The organism is Colwellia asteriadis, assembly GCF_039523295.1.
GTDB classification, from domain to species: domain Bacteria; phylum Pseudomonadota; class Gammaproteobacteria; order Enterobacterales; family Alteromonadaceae; genus Colwellia; species Colwellia asteriadis.
Genome location: NZ_BAAAFA010000001.1, coordinates 333,435 through 347,722, shown reverse-complemented (window position 1 = coordinate 347,722; position 14,288 = coordinate 333,435). Strand labels below are relative to the sequence as shown.

At 36.0% G+C, this 14,288-nt stretch carries 16 protein-coding genes; 14 read left to right on the top strand and 2 right to left on the bottom strand.

The window, feature by feature from the left end:
- Positions 1 to 180 precede the first annotated feature (180 nt).
- The 8 genes from ABD005_RS01435 to ABD005_RS01400 all read left to right on the top strand — a co-directional run bounded on the left by ABD005_RS01435 (position 181) and on the right by ABD005_RS01400 (position 8,102).
- Positions 181 to 2,253 carry a pentapeptide repeat-containing protein gene (locus ABD005_RS01435; RefSeq protein WP_343814102.1) on the top strand — a complete coding sequence of 691 codons (2,073 nt, stop codon included), beginning with the start codon at positions 181 to 183 and terminating at the stop codon, positions 2,251 to 2,253.
- Positions 2,254 to 2,441: 188 nt separating this feature from the next.
- Positions 2,442 to 3,377, top strand: coding sequence for a hypothetical protein (locus ABD005_RS01430; protein WP_343814099.1), 936 nt, complete (start codon positions 2,442 to 2,444; stop codon positions 3,375 to 3,377).
- 99 nt (positions 3,378 to 3,476) lie between these two features.
- Positions 3,477 to 3,797 carry a YceK/YidQ family lipoprotein gene (locus ABD005_RS01425; protein WP_343814096.1) on the top strand — a complete coding sequence of 107 codons (321 nt, stop codon included), beginning with the start codon at positions 3,477 to 3,479 and terminating at the stop codon, positions 3,795 to 3,797.
- A 110-nt stretch (positions 3,798 to 3,907) separates the two neighbouring features.
- Positions 3,908 to 4,198: a hypothetical protein gene (locus ABD005_RS01420; protein ID WP_343814093.1), complete on the top strand. Its 291-nt coding sequence runs from the start codon at positions 3,908 to 3,910 to the stop codon at positions 4,196 to 4,198.
- Between the two features lie 184 nt (positions 4,199 to 4,382).
- Entirely contained in the window at positions 4,383 to 5,051 is a 669-nt protein-coding gene (locus ABD005_RS01415) for a hypothetical protein (protein ID WP_343814090.1), read from the top strand.
- A gap of 156 nt (positions 5,052 to 5,207) precedes the next feature.
- Positions 5,208 to 6,476 carry an IS110 family RNA-guided transposase gene (locus tag ABD005_RS01410; protein ID WP_343814087.1) on the top strand — a complete coding sequence of 423 codons (1,269 nt, stop codon included), beginning with the start codon at positions 5,208 to 5,210 and terminating at the stop codon, positions 6,474 to 6,476.
- Between the two features lie 331 nt (positions 6,477 to 6,807).
- Complete coding sequence (locus tag ABD005_RS01405; protein ID WP_343814084.1) at positions 6,808 to 7,311, top strand: GNAT family N-acetyltransferase; 504 nt, start codon at positions 6,808 to 6,810, stop codon at positions 7,309 to 7,311.
- A gap of 116 nt (positions 7,312 to 7,427) precedes the next feature.
- Positions 7,428 to 8,102, top strand: coding sequence for an RDD family protein (locus ABD005_RS01400; RefSeq protein ID WP_343814081.1), 675 nt, complete (start codon positions 7,428 to 7,430; stop codon positions 8,100 to 8,102).
- Between the two features lie 92 nt (positions 8,103 to 8,194).
- Here the strand turns inward: ABD005_RS01400 and ABD005_RS01395 are convergent, their stop codons facing one another.
- Both ABD005_RS01395 and ABD005_RS01390 read right to left on the bottom strand, forming a co-directional pair.
- The gene (locus ABD005_RS01395; protein WP_215978861.1) at positions 8,195 to 8,455 is read right to left on the bottom strand and encodes a Txe/YoeB family addiction module toxin; all 261 of its coding nucleotides are present in this window, start codon (positions 8,453 to 8,455) and stop codon (positions 8,195 to 8,197) included.
- A complete protein-coding gene (locus ABD005_RS01390; RefSeq protein ID WP_343814076.1) occupies positions 8,452 to 8,703 on the bottom strand; it encodes a type II toxin-antitoxin system Phd/YefM family antitoxin in 252 nt (83 codons plus the stop codon). Before ABD005_RS01390 ends, ABD005_RS01395 begins: the two co-directional genes overlap by 4 nt.
- A gap of 893 nt (positions 8,704 to 9,596) precedes the next feature.
- Here ABD005_RS01390 and ABD005_RS01385 point away from each other — a divergent pair.
- The 6 genes from ABD005_RS01385 (at position 9,597) to ABD005_RS01360 (ending at position 14,273) form a co-directional block, all read left to right on the top strand.
- Positions 9,597 to 10,055, top strand: a complete 459-nt coding sequence (locus ABD005_RS01385) for an energy transducer TonB (RefSeq protein WP_343814073.1) — start codon at positions 9,597 to 9,599, stop codon at positions 10,053 to 10,055.
- Between the two features lie 634 nt (positions 10,056 to 10,689).
- Positions 10,690 to 11,301 carry a porin family protein gene (locus ABD005_RS01380; RefSeq protein WP_343814070.1) on the top strand — a complete coding sequence of 204 codons (612 nt, stop codon included), beginning with the start codon at positions 10,690 to 10,692 and terminating at the stop codon, positions 11,299 to 11,301.
- Between the two features lie 118 nt (positions 11,302 to 11,419).
- Positions 11,420 to 11,878, top strand: coding sequence for a methyltransferase family protein (locus tag ABD005_RS01375; protein ID WP_215979750.1), 459 nt, complete (start codon positions 11,420 to 11,422; stop codon positions 11,876 to 11,878).
- Positions 11,879 to 11,998: 120 nt separating this feature from the next.
- A complete protein-coding gene (locus ABD005_RS01370) occupies positions 11,999 to 12,241 on the top strand; it encodes a hypothetical protein (protein WP_215979749.1) in 243 nt (80 codons plus the stop codon).
- A 113-nt stretch (positions 12,242 to 12,354) separates the two neighbouring features.
- Positions 12,355 to 13,461: a serine hydrolase domain-containing protein gene (locus ABD005_RS01365; RefSeq protein ID WP_343814064.1), complete on the top strand. Its 1,107-nt coding sequence runs from the start codon at positions 12,355 to 12,357 to the stop codon at positions 13,459 to 13,461.
- A 65-nt stretch (positions 13,462 to 13,526) separates the two neighbouring features.
- Positions 13,527 to 14,273, top strand: a complete 747-nt coding sequence (locus ABD005_RS01360; protein WP_343814061.1) for an alpha/beta hydrolase — start codon at positions 13,527 to 13,529, stop codon at positions 14,271 to 14,273.
- The last annotated feature ends 15 nt before the right edge of the window (positions 14,274 to 14,288 follow it).

Sequence of the window (14,288 nt, the reverse complement as noted above, 5' to 3'; positions counted from 1 at the left end):
TGCTTAAACGGACAAAAAACAGTTGGCTTTTTGCTCGTTCCTCGCTTATTTTAGCCAACAATTTTATTGCCGCTTAGCAAAGCGTTAGTGGCCAAGAGTATCTCGTTATCTTTTCACTATTAAACTTAGATTTACAAATAATTTATTTAATTAAAATTTTTTACTGAACGTTGGTGGTTTATGGAAGCAACTAGTTTTATTTCTACAAAAGTGGCTACTAAGCTATTAAAAGTACTAACGAAGGTGCTAAAGAGCAATATTGACCAACGGAACCAAGAGTTAGTTAAGATTAATGACATTTTTGGGAATTGCGAGGAACTTGCTAAATTTTATATACAACCTAACTGTCAGCAAGTTAATCCAGCTGATGAACTTGAAGATGAAACAATCTCATCAATAAGAGCAGGGGTATTTGAAACAATAAATAAGTTTTTTAATCGGGATATTCTTACTAGAGATGGAGCTAGTCAGATGTTTATTCTAGCTGATGCCGGTATGGGAAAGACTTCCTTGATGATGATGCTTAAACTCAGTCATTTGATGTCTTTCTGGCCGAAAAATTACGAATGCAAACTGCTGAAATTAGGAGCTACGACCTTAAGTGATATTGGTAAAATAGAAAATAAAACTCAAACAATCCTCTTGCTTGATTCATTGGATGAAGACAACCAATGTAAGGAAGGCGGCACTAATAATAGATTGACTAAAATACTTGAGGCAACTAGCTGCTTTTATCGAGTAATAATTACCTGCCGTACACAGTTTTTTCCTGAAACCGCAGAGTCTGCTTTTAATACAATGGGTAAAATATCTTTTAATAATTATGACTGCCCTCTAGTTTATCTATCTTTATTTACTAATGAGCAAGTCGATGCTTATCTGGAAAAACGTTACCCTAAAGGTTTAAAATTTATATTGAACCGATTTGAAGATCCTAAGCAGTATGATGCAAAAAAAGCGGTTAAAAATATAAGTTCACTTCAGTTTCGCCCATTTTTGTTATCTCATGTAGAAACCTTATTAGAAAGTCACCGTAAAGGCGCAACTGAGTACGATTTATATAAAGGTTTAGTAGAAACCTGGTTAAATCGTGAAGTAATAAAACTTCGAAAACAACATGATAAAGATATAAATAAAGAAGATTTACTCAAAGCTTGTGTATGGTTAGCTGAAACTATGCAGCGACAAAGTACTCATACAGTTGCTCTGAAACACATTAAACAATTGTGTCATCGAGAATCCAGTATTGTGTTGTTAAAGGATTCTGCGGATCGAGTCATTGAAGGAATAGATCATATTGATATTGGGACAAGTTCACTACTTAATCGCAATTCATATGGCGAATTCCGTTTTTCTCATTTAAGCATTAGGGAGTTTTTAATAGTTTATGGAGTTGAGCTCGATATAATTAGAGATAAAGATGATCCTTTTAACAAAACGGATAATATGCTGAAGTTTATTAAGACAGTTAATCAATCCAAAGTAGGTTTGTTTTTTAATAATAAGGCTGGATATTTACTAACAGGGTTCAAGCTTGTTGATAGTCATCAATTAGCGAATATCAATTTAAAGTATGCCTCCTTGGAGGATAGTGACTTAAAGAAAGCCTCTCTTGATAAAGTAAACTTTGAAAGTGCAAACCTGAAGGGAGCAAATTTGCAAGAGGCAAGCTTGCAAGGGGCAAACCTGAAGGGAGCAAACCTGCAAGGGGCAAATTTGCAAGGGGCAAACCTGAAGGGAGCAAATCTGCAAGGGGCAAATCTGCAAGGAGCTCTTTTAAATGGTGCAAACCTTGATAATGTGAATTTAAATAATGCAAAATTAATTGATGCGCAACTCACCTTCTTTTTTAAAGTAGAAAACAAGGTGAATATAACTAGCTTGAAAAATGCAACGCTAGAAGGGGCTGATTTAAGTAAAGCAAATTTGGAAAACGCTGATTTAACTAAATCGTGCCTAACGAGAGCTAAGTTATATGGTTCATTCCTTTCTGGAGCAAACCTAAGTATGGCTCTACTTAATGAAACTGATTTTAAAAGTTCAGATCTAAGCAAAGCCAGACTAGAAAAGGTAGACCTTTCTTATGCAGATCTTGGCGGGGCAAACCTTACAAATGCGAACTTAACAGAAGCTATACTAACAGGGTGCGATTTGACTCAAGCTCACTTAACTGATTCCAATATAACGGATAGCCAACGAGATACTGCAATTTTTAGACACTATGAAAATGAGAAACAAAATAAAATTGCATAGCAAACTGATGAATATGTCGCTTTCTAAAAGATTAAATTATAAATGCTCTGGTATATTATAGCTAAAAGGCCACTAACAAGGTGCTTAAAAGGACTAAAACAGTTTGCTCGTTTTTTGCAAAGTACCGCAAAAAAGCCAGCCAACCATTTTAGCCTCTTAGCAAAGCGTTATATACCTACGAGGTTTGAATGAAAGCAAATATCCATACGTTAAAACTTGTCTATAAGCCCATGTCTAATTTTGAAGCTGAGCAAGTAAAAAATGATGAATGGGTTGCTGAACGACTTAAGCAAAGTCATTTATATATGATATGCCAACGTGAAAACCCTAGATTTACAAGTAAGCCAAGTATTGAGACAGGCCAATTTTTGAAATTACATTTTAAAGATTCTAAATCATCTTCAAGTTGTGAAATAGATTTATTAGCCTTAATAGACATCCTGAACATAACTGTTGATAACCTTCATTTAAAATCGACAGATAATATGATAATCATTAGAACGGTTATAGATGATGTTGTAGGGGATGTTATAGACTGGTTTGATATTAAAAAGATTACTTACCTTAAAAGTATGAGGTGTGAATATATAAAAGGATTTGATAACTATAAAGATTTTTGTGATTATCAGTTGCATTATGTAGGCATATCAAAACAAGATAATAGTTTAAAACGTTTATTAGTTAAGCCCCATGATAAGAGGTTACGAGTTCTATCCAATCAATATCCTGTATGTTCGAAAACAAGAGTTACAGACGAGATAACACTTTTGTTTTTTAGAATTGAACCACTCGCAATAACAACAATACAAAGTGACTCGGATCTTGATGATTACGATCCAGAGGCTGATGTCGATTATATACGCGTAATTGCTGATGCCGAAAAAGCATTTGTAAAAATGCTCCAATCCTCATACAACACAGTTAAATTCGCTAATTACCCACAGGGAACTGATGGACTATACGATACTGGATTAGATCGTTATGGATACCTTCTAGGTGAAGATATTAAATTAGTTACAGACACTGATTATTTCATGGGTGAGTATTCAGATTTAATACCTGATAGTGATATGATTTTTATTGAAGGGGACGTTGTTGAAATTAAGCATTACAACGGTATATAACAAGTTGCTTAAACGGAAAAATAACAGTTGGCCATCGCTTCGCGATTATATCCAACTATTCTTTTCCGCTTAGCAAGGCGTTATGTACAAGGAAAGTTGATGCGTAAATTTCTATTTTTTTTGATCAATATTATTGTTTTATTATCAACCACTGGTTGTGTTTCAATTGGTACGTTAGGTGAAAAGGAACATAATAATAAAGTATTTTCCGGTACTATTAGGCATATGGAATTGGCTTGTGCTCATGGAATATGCGTAGACTTCCCTTTCTCTCTAGTCACAGATACTGTTTTGTTACCTGTTACAATTCCTTGGTCTATTTATAATGTTTCCACTGACAGTGCAGAAAAGTACATGAAATCTCAAGAGCTTTCAGATGGTAATGTACCAGAACTTATAAAGCGAAAAAGTTCGGAGTAGCTTGTACATAACAAGCCATTCAAGCAGGACTTTTAACAGTTGGTTAGGTTCCGCTTCGCTTCACATTTTAACCAACTATTAAAAGCCTTTTAATGGGGCGTTAGGGATATATGAATAATAAACTCAGCACTTCGGAAAAAGGACTTTATCGCCGAGTTGATGAAATCTTATTTTATCTTTGGGATCCTATTGGCGTTTGTGACATACCAATGGCTCGCGATGAATATCATTCCTATCTGCCACAAGTGTTTAAACTCTTACTAAACGATTCTAAAGATCATGAGATATCAGCTTACTTAGTAAAAGTAGAGTCAGGTTCAATGGGATTATCTGCTAATAGTAAAAAAACACTTGAAGTAGCTCAGTTGCTTATTGAAACTAAAGAGGCTTTGTTGGAGTAATATCCCTAACAAGTCATTTCAGCAGGACAAAAAACAGTTGGTTTTGCTCCTGCGTCGCTAATTTTAACCAACTATTTTGTTGCCTCTGAATGAGGCGTTATGTGTTTCGAGGCTAGCTTGCTGGAGCAGGTGAAAAATCAATCACAAACTAATCAATTGAAAATTATAATTCTATAAGGAAAGTATGAATACATATTGCAATATTTTATTACCATGTGCATTAGTTGTTTCATCATTTGCATATGCGCAACATGTTGTCCTCAACGAAGTAAACGATGAAAAAATATGTACAAGTGTTTATAAGAACCTTCTTAGTATAAAGGACGCCAATTTCTATTCAGCTATTAAGGCTTCAGGTGGAGATTATAACTACACCGAGTGGAACAAAGTAAAAGGTCCATATCATATTACCAATAACTCTTTGAGATATTCAAAATTTGACATTGATAATAATGGAAATTCCGAAGTAGTCCTTGAAGGAACTATCGGCTGCAGTGGTTATAAATCATTTTATCGAGTTATCGAGGATAGTGAAATTAATAGTGATGGCACTCTGAATATTGATAACGTGTCAAAAATATGGTCTAAGGAAGGAGTTGGTTGGTGTCATAACTCCTCTTACCGACATTACGGTATTCAGTCAGCTTTTCATTTAAATTCTTTTAAATTAAACAACACAACTTATTTAACTCTAAAGTCTTGGGTTTTTGGACAAAAAGAACATTTGAGTGAGAGTTTTATTATTGCTAAGTATACTGGCGAAATGATAGTTCCTTCAAAGACAAAGGAGTTTCAGTCACCTACCGATAAACTTCAATTGGTTTGTAAATTTTCATACGCTGATAAGAGTTAATAAACCAATCTAAATAGATTATCCTATTTACTTATTTCACACATAACAAGTTACTCAAACGGACGCTAAACAGTTGGCTAGCTTCAATGGTATGGACTCCTCACCTTTGGCCTAAATAGGTTAAGGTGAAGACGCCAATCAACAGGAGCCCAAACCATGAAAAATTCTACCACTATAAGTATCGATTTAGCTAAAACTGTTTTCCAAGTCGCCTTATTTAATAAATACGGCGTTCTAAAATCTAACAATAAAATGAGCCAAGCCAAAATGGTTCAGTTCATTGCCCAACACCCAGAAGCTACAATTTGTATGGAAGCTTGCGGCACAGCTCATTATTGGGGGCGTCGCTTTCAACAAAACGGTCATAAAGTATTGCTTGTTCCTGCACACATTGCCGCTAAGTATCGTACTGGTAATAAAAATGATGCTAACGATGCGCTCGCTATTTATGAATCAATCAAACGACCTAAAACGTATTTTGTTCAAGTTAAAAATCTTGACCAGCAAGACTTAGCGAGTTTACTTAAACTACGTCAAGGTTATGTAAAGCAGCGCACTCAAACCGCAAATAGAATAAGAGGTTTGGGTTTAGAGTATGGCGTTAAAATCCCTCAAGGCATTGCTAAGATACGTAAAAATTTACCTCGCTTTCTTGAAGATGCCGAGAATGAATTAACAACATCTAGCCGATTTATCCTAAGGAATTTACTAGACCAGCTTTTGTTGTTGGATAGTCAGGTTGAAGAGGCGACGAATAAGTTAGTTGCTCGAGCTAAGAAGGTTCCAGTTTGTAGTCGATTGATAGCGTTACCTGGTGTTGCTTGGATTATTGCCAGTGCACTCGTTAAAATCCCTCAAGGCATTGCTAAGATACGTAAAAATTTACCTCGCTTTCTTGAAGATGCCGAGAATGAATTAACAACATCTAGCCGATTTATCCTAAGGAATTTACTAGACCAGCTTTTGTTGTTGGATAGTCAGGTTGAAGAGGCGACGAATAAGTTAGTTGCTCGAGCTAAGAAGGTTCCAGTTTGTAGTCGATTGATAGCGTTACCTGGTGTTGCTTGGATTATTGCCAGTGCACTTTACGCAAGATTAGGCGATGGCTCAGCCTATAAGTGTGGGCGTGATGCCAGCGCAAGTGTTGGTGTGGTTCCTGCACATTCAGGAACAGGTGGAAACAATAAGTTGTTAGGGATAACGAAACGAGGTGATAGGTGTTTACGCTCATTACTTGTTCATGGAGCACGTTCAGTTGTAAGTCGAATTAAAGATAAGCAAGATGGGTTGAGTTGTTGGATAAGAGAGCAATTATCGAAGAATCATTTAAACAAAACTGCGGTTGCTTACGCCAATAAGCTAGTCAGAATGGCATGGGCTATTTTGAAAAGTGGCGAAGATTATCGAACACCTTTAGCTCAGTAGTGTTTGATAAAACTTGAAAAAGTAACCAAGTTAACTGGGTATAAGCAATCGTAAAATAATAATGTAAAGTGTATCAACGCACGCAAAGCAAAACCTGTGAGGAACGACGGTATTTTAATACCTTGTACTCGTTAAGGAGCTTTGTCAGTGGATTAAGCCATTAAGGTTCGGGGTAGCTCCCCATCAGAAACCGAATATACGTGAACTTGCTTCATACATTTGATATTTATTATAAACGGCTTGCTATGCAAGAGGAGTCCATATACGTTCCTCAACATTTTAGCCCATTATTAGGGCGTTATGCGCCATAATTAATCTAAAAGGAAGAGTTTTGAAACCTGTAATTAGACACTTGGAATCGTTAGATAATCCCGATATTTTTGATATTTATAGTTATGCATCGGTAATGGAGCATACATCTCAGCTTCAATATCTAAGTACAGATGCTGTTGCATCTCTTTTCAACAGCCCTCAAAATTATACGTTAGTCGCTGAACATGATTCTAAAGTAGTGGGGCATGTCACTGTTTTTCAATCTATTAAGGTTAGGACTAAACACTGTGCAAGTTTAGCTATCGCGGTTCACCCTGAGATTCATGGAAAAGGTATAGGTAAAGCTTTAATGAATGCTGTTATTGACCAGTCAGACAATTGGCTAAATATTACACGCTTAGAGCTAGAGGTACATGAAGATAATTTAGGTGCTATTTCATTATATAAACGCATGGGCTTTGAAATCGAAGGTACAAAAAGGTTAAGTACTTTCAAATCTGGTAAATATATTGATACAGTCATCATGTCTAGAATCAATCCATCATATCAATTAGGCGCATAACAAGGCATTTAAACGGAACTAAAACAGTTGCCTAAGTTTCGCTTCGCTACACATTATAGGCAACAATTTTAGTCCGCTTAATGCGGCGTTATATACATATGGAGTCGTCACAAATAATGGATTATAAACCAAACTTCAGTGAATTTACATATGATGAATTGCTAGATGCAGAGAAACATATTGATAAAGATGCATACCCTGAAAGGTATGCAGAAGTCATCGAGCTCTTAAATGATCCCAATCACACATCTCAAGGTAAAAATGAATTTTTTGAAGAAATAGAAGTTAGTAAATATTCTACATTCTGGCCTCGGTTTTGGGCTGCTTTCATTGATGGAATACTGTTTGCGATTATCCTCTATGTGGAAAGTTTAATATTTGGCTTTGATTACACCCAACAAGATAACTTTTTTCAAACTTTTAATGCTATTCAATTAGGGGTTTATGCTGTGTTAATGCACGGCCTTTGTGGTGGGCAAACATTTGGCAAAATGGCTCTAGGCGTTAAAGTGTTGAATCACTTAGACGAATCAGAAATAGGAGTAAAACAAGCTCTAAGAAGAGAATCTGTTAATTTAGTTTTAAATACCTTATCTTTGATTTTAATTGTCGTTGTTGCTTCATCTATCGAAACTACAGGAACATTATCAACATTTGTAACTTTAAGTGCAGCTGTATTGGGTGTCGTCGCAATAACCTGGGTAATATCTGAATTTGTTACAATGTTGTTTAATGAAAAACGGAGAGCATTGCATGACTTTATTGGCAGAACAGTGGTAATACGTACATAACAAGCCATTACAGCAACGGGACTGCTTACAGCTTGCTCGGTTCCGCTTCGCTTCACATTTTAGCAAGCTATTATCAGCCCCTGAATGGGGCGTTATGTGCCGTAATGGTATCGTAGTTGTGCAATTAGAATCGTGTCATCGTGATGTTTATAAACGATCCTATGTTCATCATTTATTCGACGCGACCAATATCCAAATAATCCATGCTTTAAAGGCTCTGGTTTACCAATACCTTCTTGAGGAGTTCTTTGAATGTCCTTAATGAGTAGATTAATACGTTTAAGTATTTTTTTATCGGTGGTTTGCCAGTAAAGGTATTGTTCCCAAGCTTTTGTTGAAAATGTTAACTTCATTCAATAAGCTCTCTTTCAGTACCATTTCCAGCTTCAAGCTCGGCAATTGATTCTAAAAGGTCTCTAGCATTTGCAGGGGATCTTAGTAAGTATGTAGTTTCCTGCATGGCGTTATAGTCTTCTAAAGACATCATAACAACAGGAGCTTCACTTTTACGTGTAATAATAATTGGTGCGTGATCATTACAGACATGCGCCATTGTATTTGCTAAATTTGCTCTAGCAGCTGTGTAACTTATAGCATCCATGTGTATCTCCAAAGTGTTCATGTACGTTATTTGGTACAGTATAGCGTATTGGCACATAACAAGTCACTTAAAAGGACAAAAAACAGTTGGCTTTTTGCTCCTTCGTCGCTAATTTTAACCAACAATTTTTTGCCTCTTAGTGCGGCGTTAGTTGCCCGCACTAATTCGAGTTAAATTATTTGTCGTTGAGCGCACAATATTAGCTTTTGCGCTTGGTTCAATTCTTTGGTGTGGCAATGGAAGTGCCTTTTAATCTTTACTTCCTTTTTGCCAATCAGTTTCGCCTTGCGTAGTTTAGTGATTAAATTGCTTTAGTTGCTAAGGCTCAAAGTTCACGTTTAGGTGTTTATTGCGGCGGCGTTTATTGGCTCTTTCTACCATTCCATAAACGTGGTAACTTGTTGTAAATTTGTTGCTTTTAACTACCAGCAACTAACAAGTCGCTCAAAGTGGGCGCAAAAAGTTGGCTTTCGCTCATTCTTCGCTAATTTTAGCCAACAATTTTGCGCCCGTTAGCGAGGCGTTAGGTGTTTTAGCTTTAGCTTTATGTTTTTTCGGTTTGGTGAAAATAGCTTTTACACAGCGTGTTAATCTTTTTTACGGTGTTTATATTTCGCCAAGGCTAGGTTAGGATTACTCATTAATAAGAGTTTTCAAAAAGCAGGCTTCGGCTATGAAAAGCTATTAATGTCGGTTCTACCTTTTGCGTATGGCTCAATAAATCGGTTAAGCGCACAGGCAACGGTGAACAGAATTAACAGTTGGCTAGGCTAAACACTAACAAGGAATTTAAGTCGGACAAAATACAGTTGGTCTTTTGCTCGTGCCTCACTTATTTTAGCCAACATATTATTTGCCTCTTAATGAGGCGTTAGAGCTATAAGGAGTTAGCGATGAGAAATGTTGTTTCAATTACAATAATAAGTTTATTTTTAGGTGCATGTGCATCTAATGATACTGTGCAGATTGCCGATAAATCCCCAATTGAATATAAGGATTTATCTTTAAAAGAACAAAAACAATTAGTTAAAGAGTATTGGGTCGTTGAAAAGAGGCAAGAACCTAAATACCCAATATCAGCAGCAAGAAAAGGACTGTCTGGTTGTGTAGATCTTATTGTTGGCATCAACAAAAATGGTAAAACCAGTGGCTACAAAGTTAAGGAGTCTTATCCTGAAGGTGTATTTGATGATCATGCTGCGGCTTCTCTTAAAAACTGGAAATGGTCAGCAACAGAAGTAAATGTTGATAAAACACCTGTTTTGACATCTATACAATTGGACTTCGTGGTTAGTGGGGCAAAGAATGCCAAAGAAGCTAAAACCAAGTGCGGATGGAATTATAAAGTATAGCTCTAACAAGCTGTTCAAGCGGGACTTTTTTACAGTTTGCTCGGTTTCGCTTCACTTCACAATTATAGCAAACTAATAGAAAGCCCCTTAACAGGGGGTTATGAAACTAAATGAATTTTTATAAATCCCATACAGTAGCAATTTATTCTGGTGTAATAGCCACAATTATAGGGCTTATCACATTTACATTAAATTGGAACCTTTGGGAGTTTTTTAGTGGCTCATTACCCGGTTATCAAATTCTTTTGTTTCCAGGGAATTTGTCTCTTATTTATTTTTGACACCCAGTATTTACTGAGGAAGTTAATTTTTGGCCAAAGTTATTTATGTTGTTGTGTGGGCAGTTTGTTGTAGTTACCTGTACCGTTGTTGTGTTAGTTAAGCTAAAAAACATTTTTGTATCAATCGTTTCATAACAAGTATTTAAAGCGGGACTGCTAACAGTTTGCTCGGTTTCGCTTTGCTACACATTTTAGCAAACAATTTTTAGCGTATTATTAGGGTGTTATATTTAATTCAGTGTTCAGGTGGTGTTCAGCTTAATAATATATATTACATTGAAATAAGGTAGTAACATTCAACTCGAAGAAAAATAGTATTTAAAATTGGAATATAATAATTTAAAGGATTTAAAATGAACAACACATTATGCTTAGCCCCCCTTGCTTTATCTTTAATCTTTACCCTGACAGCTCAGGCCGCAAATGAAAGTGATTTCTATGTCGGTGTACAATATAGTAATCAAAACATTGAATCTTCATCTGATTTAGGCACAGCAGGAGTTATTTTAGGTTATCAATTCAACCAGTATTTTTCTCTTGAAACTCGGTTAAATATGGGGGTATCAGAGTATTCTGCTTTATGCCCATGTGGAGAAGAGGATGGGTACTATGTTTATAAACAAAAAATTGACAACCAAGGTTCGTTGCTTATAAAAGGGACCTATCCCATACTAAATGATTTTAGTATCTATGCTTTAGCTGGTGTTATTAAAACTTCATACAGTTTAGAAACCCAAAGCCAATATAAAACTGTCGAAGAAAACACTACAGTTAGTGAAATTAGATTCCAAGATACAAGGGATCACTCTGAAAGTGGCTTCACTTATGGAGTAGGTATAAATTATCAAATATCAAAAAAATTCTCAGCATTCTTAGACTATCAAGTTTTACCTGATTTAGCTGTAAGTACTTTGGATTCATCTAATTGGAACAGTGCAAGTATCGGTGTTAATTACACATTTTAACGTTTATTAAATATAACAAGTTGCTCAAACGGAAAAATAATGGTTGGCCATCACTTCGTGATTATAGCCAACGATTATTTTCCGCTTAGCAAGGCGTTATGTTTACAAGAGTAATTTCGTGAGTCTTGAACAAAAAATTCCCCCTGTAATTGTTACAACAACTTTTGCGGCATTGATGTATTTAATAGGTTTATTCTTCAATGTTTTTAACTTTACTTTGCCTTTCAGTACACAATTGTTATTTTTCTTTTTTGTCTTGGGTGTCGTTTTTACACTTTCGGGCGTAGCTTCATTTCAACAGCATAAAACAACAGTTAATCCCATGAATACTGAAAATGTGTCAACTCTCGTAACGTCAGGCGTATATAAGTACACTCGTAACCCAATGTATGTAGGCATGCTTATGACTTTATTGGGTTACTTCTTTTATTTAGCTAATCCTATTAACATGCTATTTATCGCGCTGTTTATTTGGTATATGAATAAATATCAAATAAAACCGGAAGAGGTGTTTTTAAGTTCTATATTCGGTGACGAGTATGCAGTGTATAAAGAAAGCGTTAGGCGGTGGCTGTAGTTGTAAGCATAACAAGGTGCTTAAAAGGACTAAAAAAACAGTTGGTTTTTGCTCGTGCTTCGCTTATTTTAACCAACTATTTTAGCCTCTTAATAGGCGTTATGTTACTTAGGAAATCAAATGAATATAGGTGTTAAAAGTTTAGAAAAGAGAGAGTCAGAGTTTACACGTAAATTGGTATTCTTTGGAATTGTTGCCTTGTGTATTTTAATTGGTATTGGCTTTAGTCTTATTTTAACGAATCAACCAGCAGGCTCTTCCTCAGGTGCATTAATTAAAGTGCTAAGTTTTCTAATTCTACCTTTTGTGTTTTCTTTTTATATTCTAATTAAATATTACACAAAACTGTCGTGTAAAAAGTAACATAACAAACCAATCAAGCGGGACTAAAAACAGTTTGCTCGGTTTCGCTTCGCTACACATTTTAGTAAAGTATTATCAGCCCTTAAATGAGCGCCGTACGCACAAGGAAAGTCATGATAAAATCTATTTTAATAATATCTGCGGTCGTTTTAGCCAATTTTGTTACTGCCGAAGAAATTACTGATGTGTCTGAGCTCATAAAGCGCTTGGACGATGGCATACCGAAGATTTTAGATAAATACAAAGCTCCCGGTGTCGCACTTGCTTTCGTCAATGGAAATAGAATCGTTAAATTTCGCTCCTATGGTTTCGCTGACGTAGTAACCGAAGCGAAAATTACCCAAAGCACAATGTTTAACGTAGGATCTATTTCTAAGCTGGTTACTGCTTGGGGAGCAATGCAACTTGTAGCCCAAGGTAAAGTCGGTTTAGATGCGCCAATTAATCAATATCTCAAACGCTGGCAAATTCCTAATTCTGAGTTTAACGTAAAAAAAGTAACGTTAAGAAATATCCTATCTCACACTTCAGGCTTGTCGCTGGGACCATATGTAGGATGGGACTCTCCCGAAAAATTATCATCTATTGTTGATTCACTAAATGGTGATAACAATGGTGCTGGACCCGTTGAGCTTATCCATACTCCCGATACAAAGTGGTCTTATTCTGGTGGTGGATATTCAGTGGTGCAACTTTTAATTGAAGATGTATCCGGCATGGCATTTGAAGACTATATGCAGCAAAACGTGTTCGAACCTCTAAATATGAAGGATTCTACTTTCAATATTACTGAAAAAATAATTAATAAGTCGGCAACACCTTATGACGATACCGGCAAAGTAACTGGTATGGTGTACTTCAATGAAAAAGCAGCAGCAGGTTTACAAACAACGCCTATAGATTTAGCTCGCTTTAATATGGCAGTGTTGCGCAACAACGATGGGCATTATAATGGTTTAACGTTGTTGCCAGAAAAACTTATTAGTCTGATGATAGAGCCAGCTCCGAATACTAACGGGCGCTGGAGTATGAGTTATGTAATTGACGCAGAAAACAATAGCCTCGGCTTTGCGGGATTTAATCGAGGCTGGGTCTCGTTATCACGTTCTGTTACTGACCTGAACTTTGGTTATGTGATATTAAATAACAGTAGTATTGGCGCAGTTAATAACGAAATTGATAGCTTTATCCTTTCTACTGTTAAACAAAGGCACAATTAAGTGCGTACAACAAAGCATTCAGCGGGTAAACCGCTGAATGCGGGCGTTAGACTTTCAGGAGAGTTATGAGTTACCTAAAAGGAATCGTAATCATAGTTACGTGTTGGTTGAATACAGTAAATGCAGAAAACATTTATGATGAAGCCAGAGATAGAATCATTCCAGTAGAAATTACTTTTCCTGTTGATATCAAGCTATGCTCTACTAACTTAAAGTGTCCAGTTGCTTTTTTAAGTGCTGGATATGGAGTGCCGCATACAAAATATACTTTTCTATCTAAGCAATTTAACCAACTTGGTTACCTCGTTATTGCAATAGGTCATGAGCTGCCAAGTGATCCAGCTTTATCCGTTTCAGGTAATTTATATGAAACGCGAAGTGAAAACTGGATACGTGGAGCAAAAACATTAGATTTCTTAAAGGGCTCTTTAAGTAAACGTTTTATTGAGTACAATTTTGAGCAGTTAACATTAATTGGTCACTCTAATGGCGGTGATATTTCAGCGTGGTTAGGTAATGAAGGCAAGAGTTATATTCAAAAAATTATAACGCTCGATCATAGGCGTGTGCCTTTACCTCGTAATAGTAATTTCCAAATATTATCTATTCGGGCTAGTGATTTTCCAGCTGATAAAGGTGTATTGCCAACAGAAGCAGAACAAGAAAAGTATGGAAGTTGCGTAGTGAATATTCCTAAGGCAAAACATAATGATATTGCTGACTTTGGTCCCGTGTGGTTAAAAGAAAATATTAACGTCTTAATAAGTAATTACTTAAACAGGTTGCCTTGTTCAAAGCTAATAAAAGCCTAACAAGTTAAATAAGGG

Excerpts from the sequence above, each read along its gene's own strand:
- ABD005_RS01410 (WP_343814087.1), top strand. The coding sequence starts at position 5,208 with ATGAAAAATTCTACCACTATAAGTATCGATTTAGCTAAAACTGTTTTC.
- ABD005_RS01425 (WP_343814096.1), top strand. The coding sequence starts at position 3,477 with ATGCGTAAATTTCTATTTTTTTTGATCAATATTATTGTTTTATTATCA.
- ABD005_RS01365 (WP_343814064.1), top strand. The coding sequence starts at position 12,355 with ATGATAAAATCTATTTTAATAATATCTGCGGTCGTTTTAGCCAATTTT.
- ABD005_RS01380 (WP_343814070.1), top strand. The coding sequence starts at position 10,690 with ATGAACAACACATTATGCTTAGCCCCCCTTGCTTTATCTTTAATCTTT.
- ABD005_RS01435 (WP_343814102.1), top strand. The coding sequence starts at position 181 with ATGGAAGCAACTAGTTTTATTTCTACAAAAGTGGCTACTAAGCTATTA.
- ABD005_RS01360 (WP_343814061.1), top strand. The coding sequence starts at position 13,527 with ATGAGTTACCTAAAAGGAATCGTAATCATAGTTACGTGTTGGTTGAAT.
- ABD005_RS01420 (WP_343814093.1), top strand. The coding sequence starts at position 3,908 with ATGAATAATAAACTCAGCACTTCGGAAAAAGGACTTTATCGCCGAGTT.
- ABD005_RS01370 (WP_215979749.1), top strand. The coding sequence starts at position 11,999 with ATGAATATAGGTGTTAAAAGTTTAGAAAAGAGAGAGTCAGAGTTTACA.
- ABD005_RS01395 (WP_215978861.1), bottom strand. The coding sequence starts at position 8,455 with ATGAAGTTAACATTTTCAACAAAAGCTTGGGAACAATACCTTTACTGG.
- ABD005_RS01430 (WP_343814099.1), top strand. The coding sequence starts at position 2,442 with ATGAAAGCAAATATCCATACGTTAAAACTTGTCTATAAGCCCATGTCT.
- ABD005_RS01390 (WP_343814076.1), bottom strand. The coding sequence starts at position 8,703 with ATGGATGCTATAAGTTACACAGCTGCTAGAGCAAATTTAGCAAATACA.
- ABD005_RS01400 (WP_343814081.1), top strand. The coding sequence starts at position 7,428 with ATGGATTATAAACCAAACTTCAGTGAATTTACATATGATGAATTGCTA.
- ABD005_RS01385 (WP_343814073.1), top strand. The coding sequence starts at position 9,597 with ATGAGAAATGTTGTTTCAATTACAATAATAAGTTTATTTTTAGGTGCA.
- ABD005_RS01415 (WP_343814090.1), top strand. The coding sequence starts at position 4,383 with ATGAATACATATTGCAATATTTTATTACCATGTGCATTAGTTGTTTCA.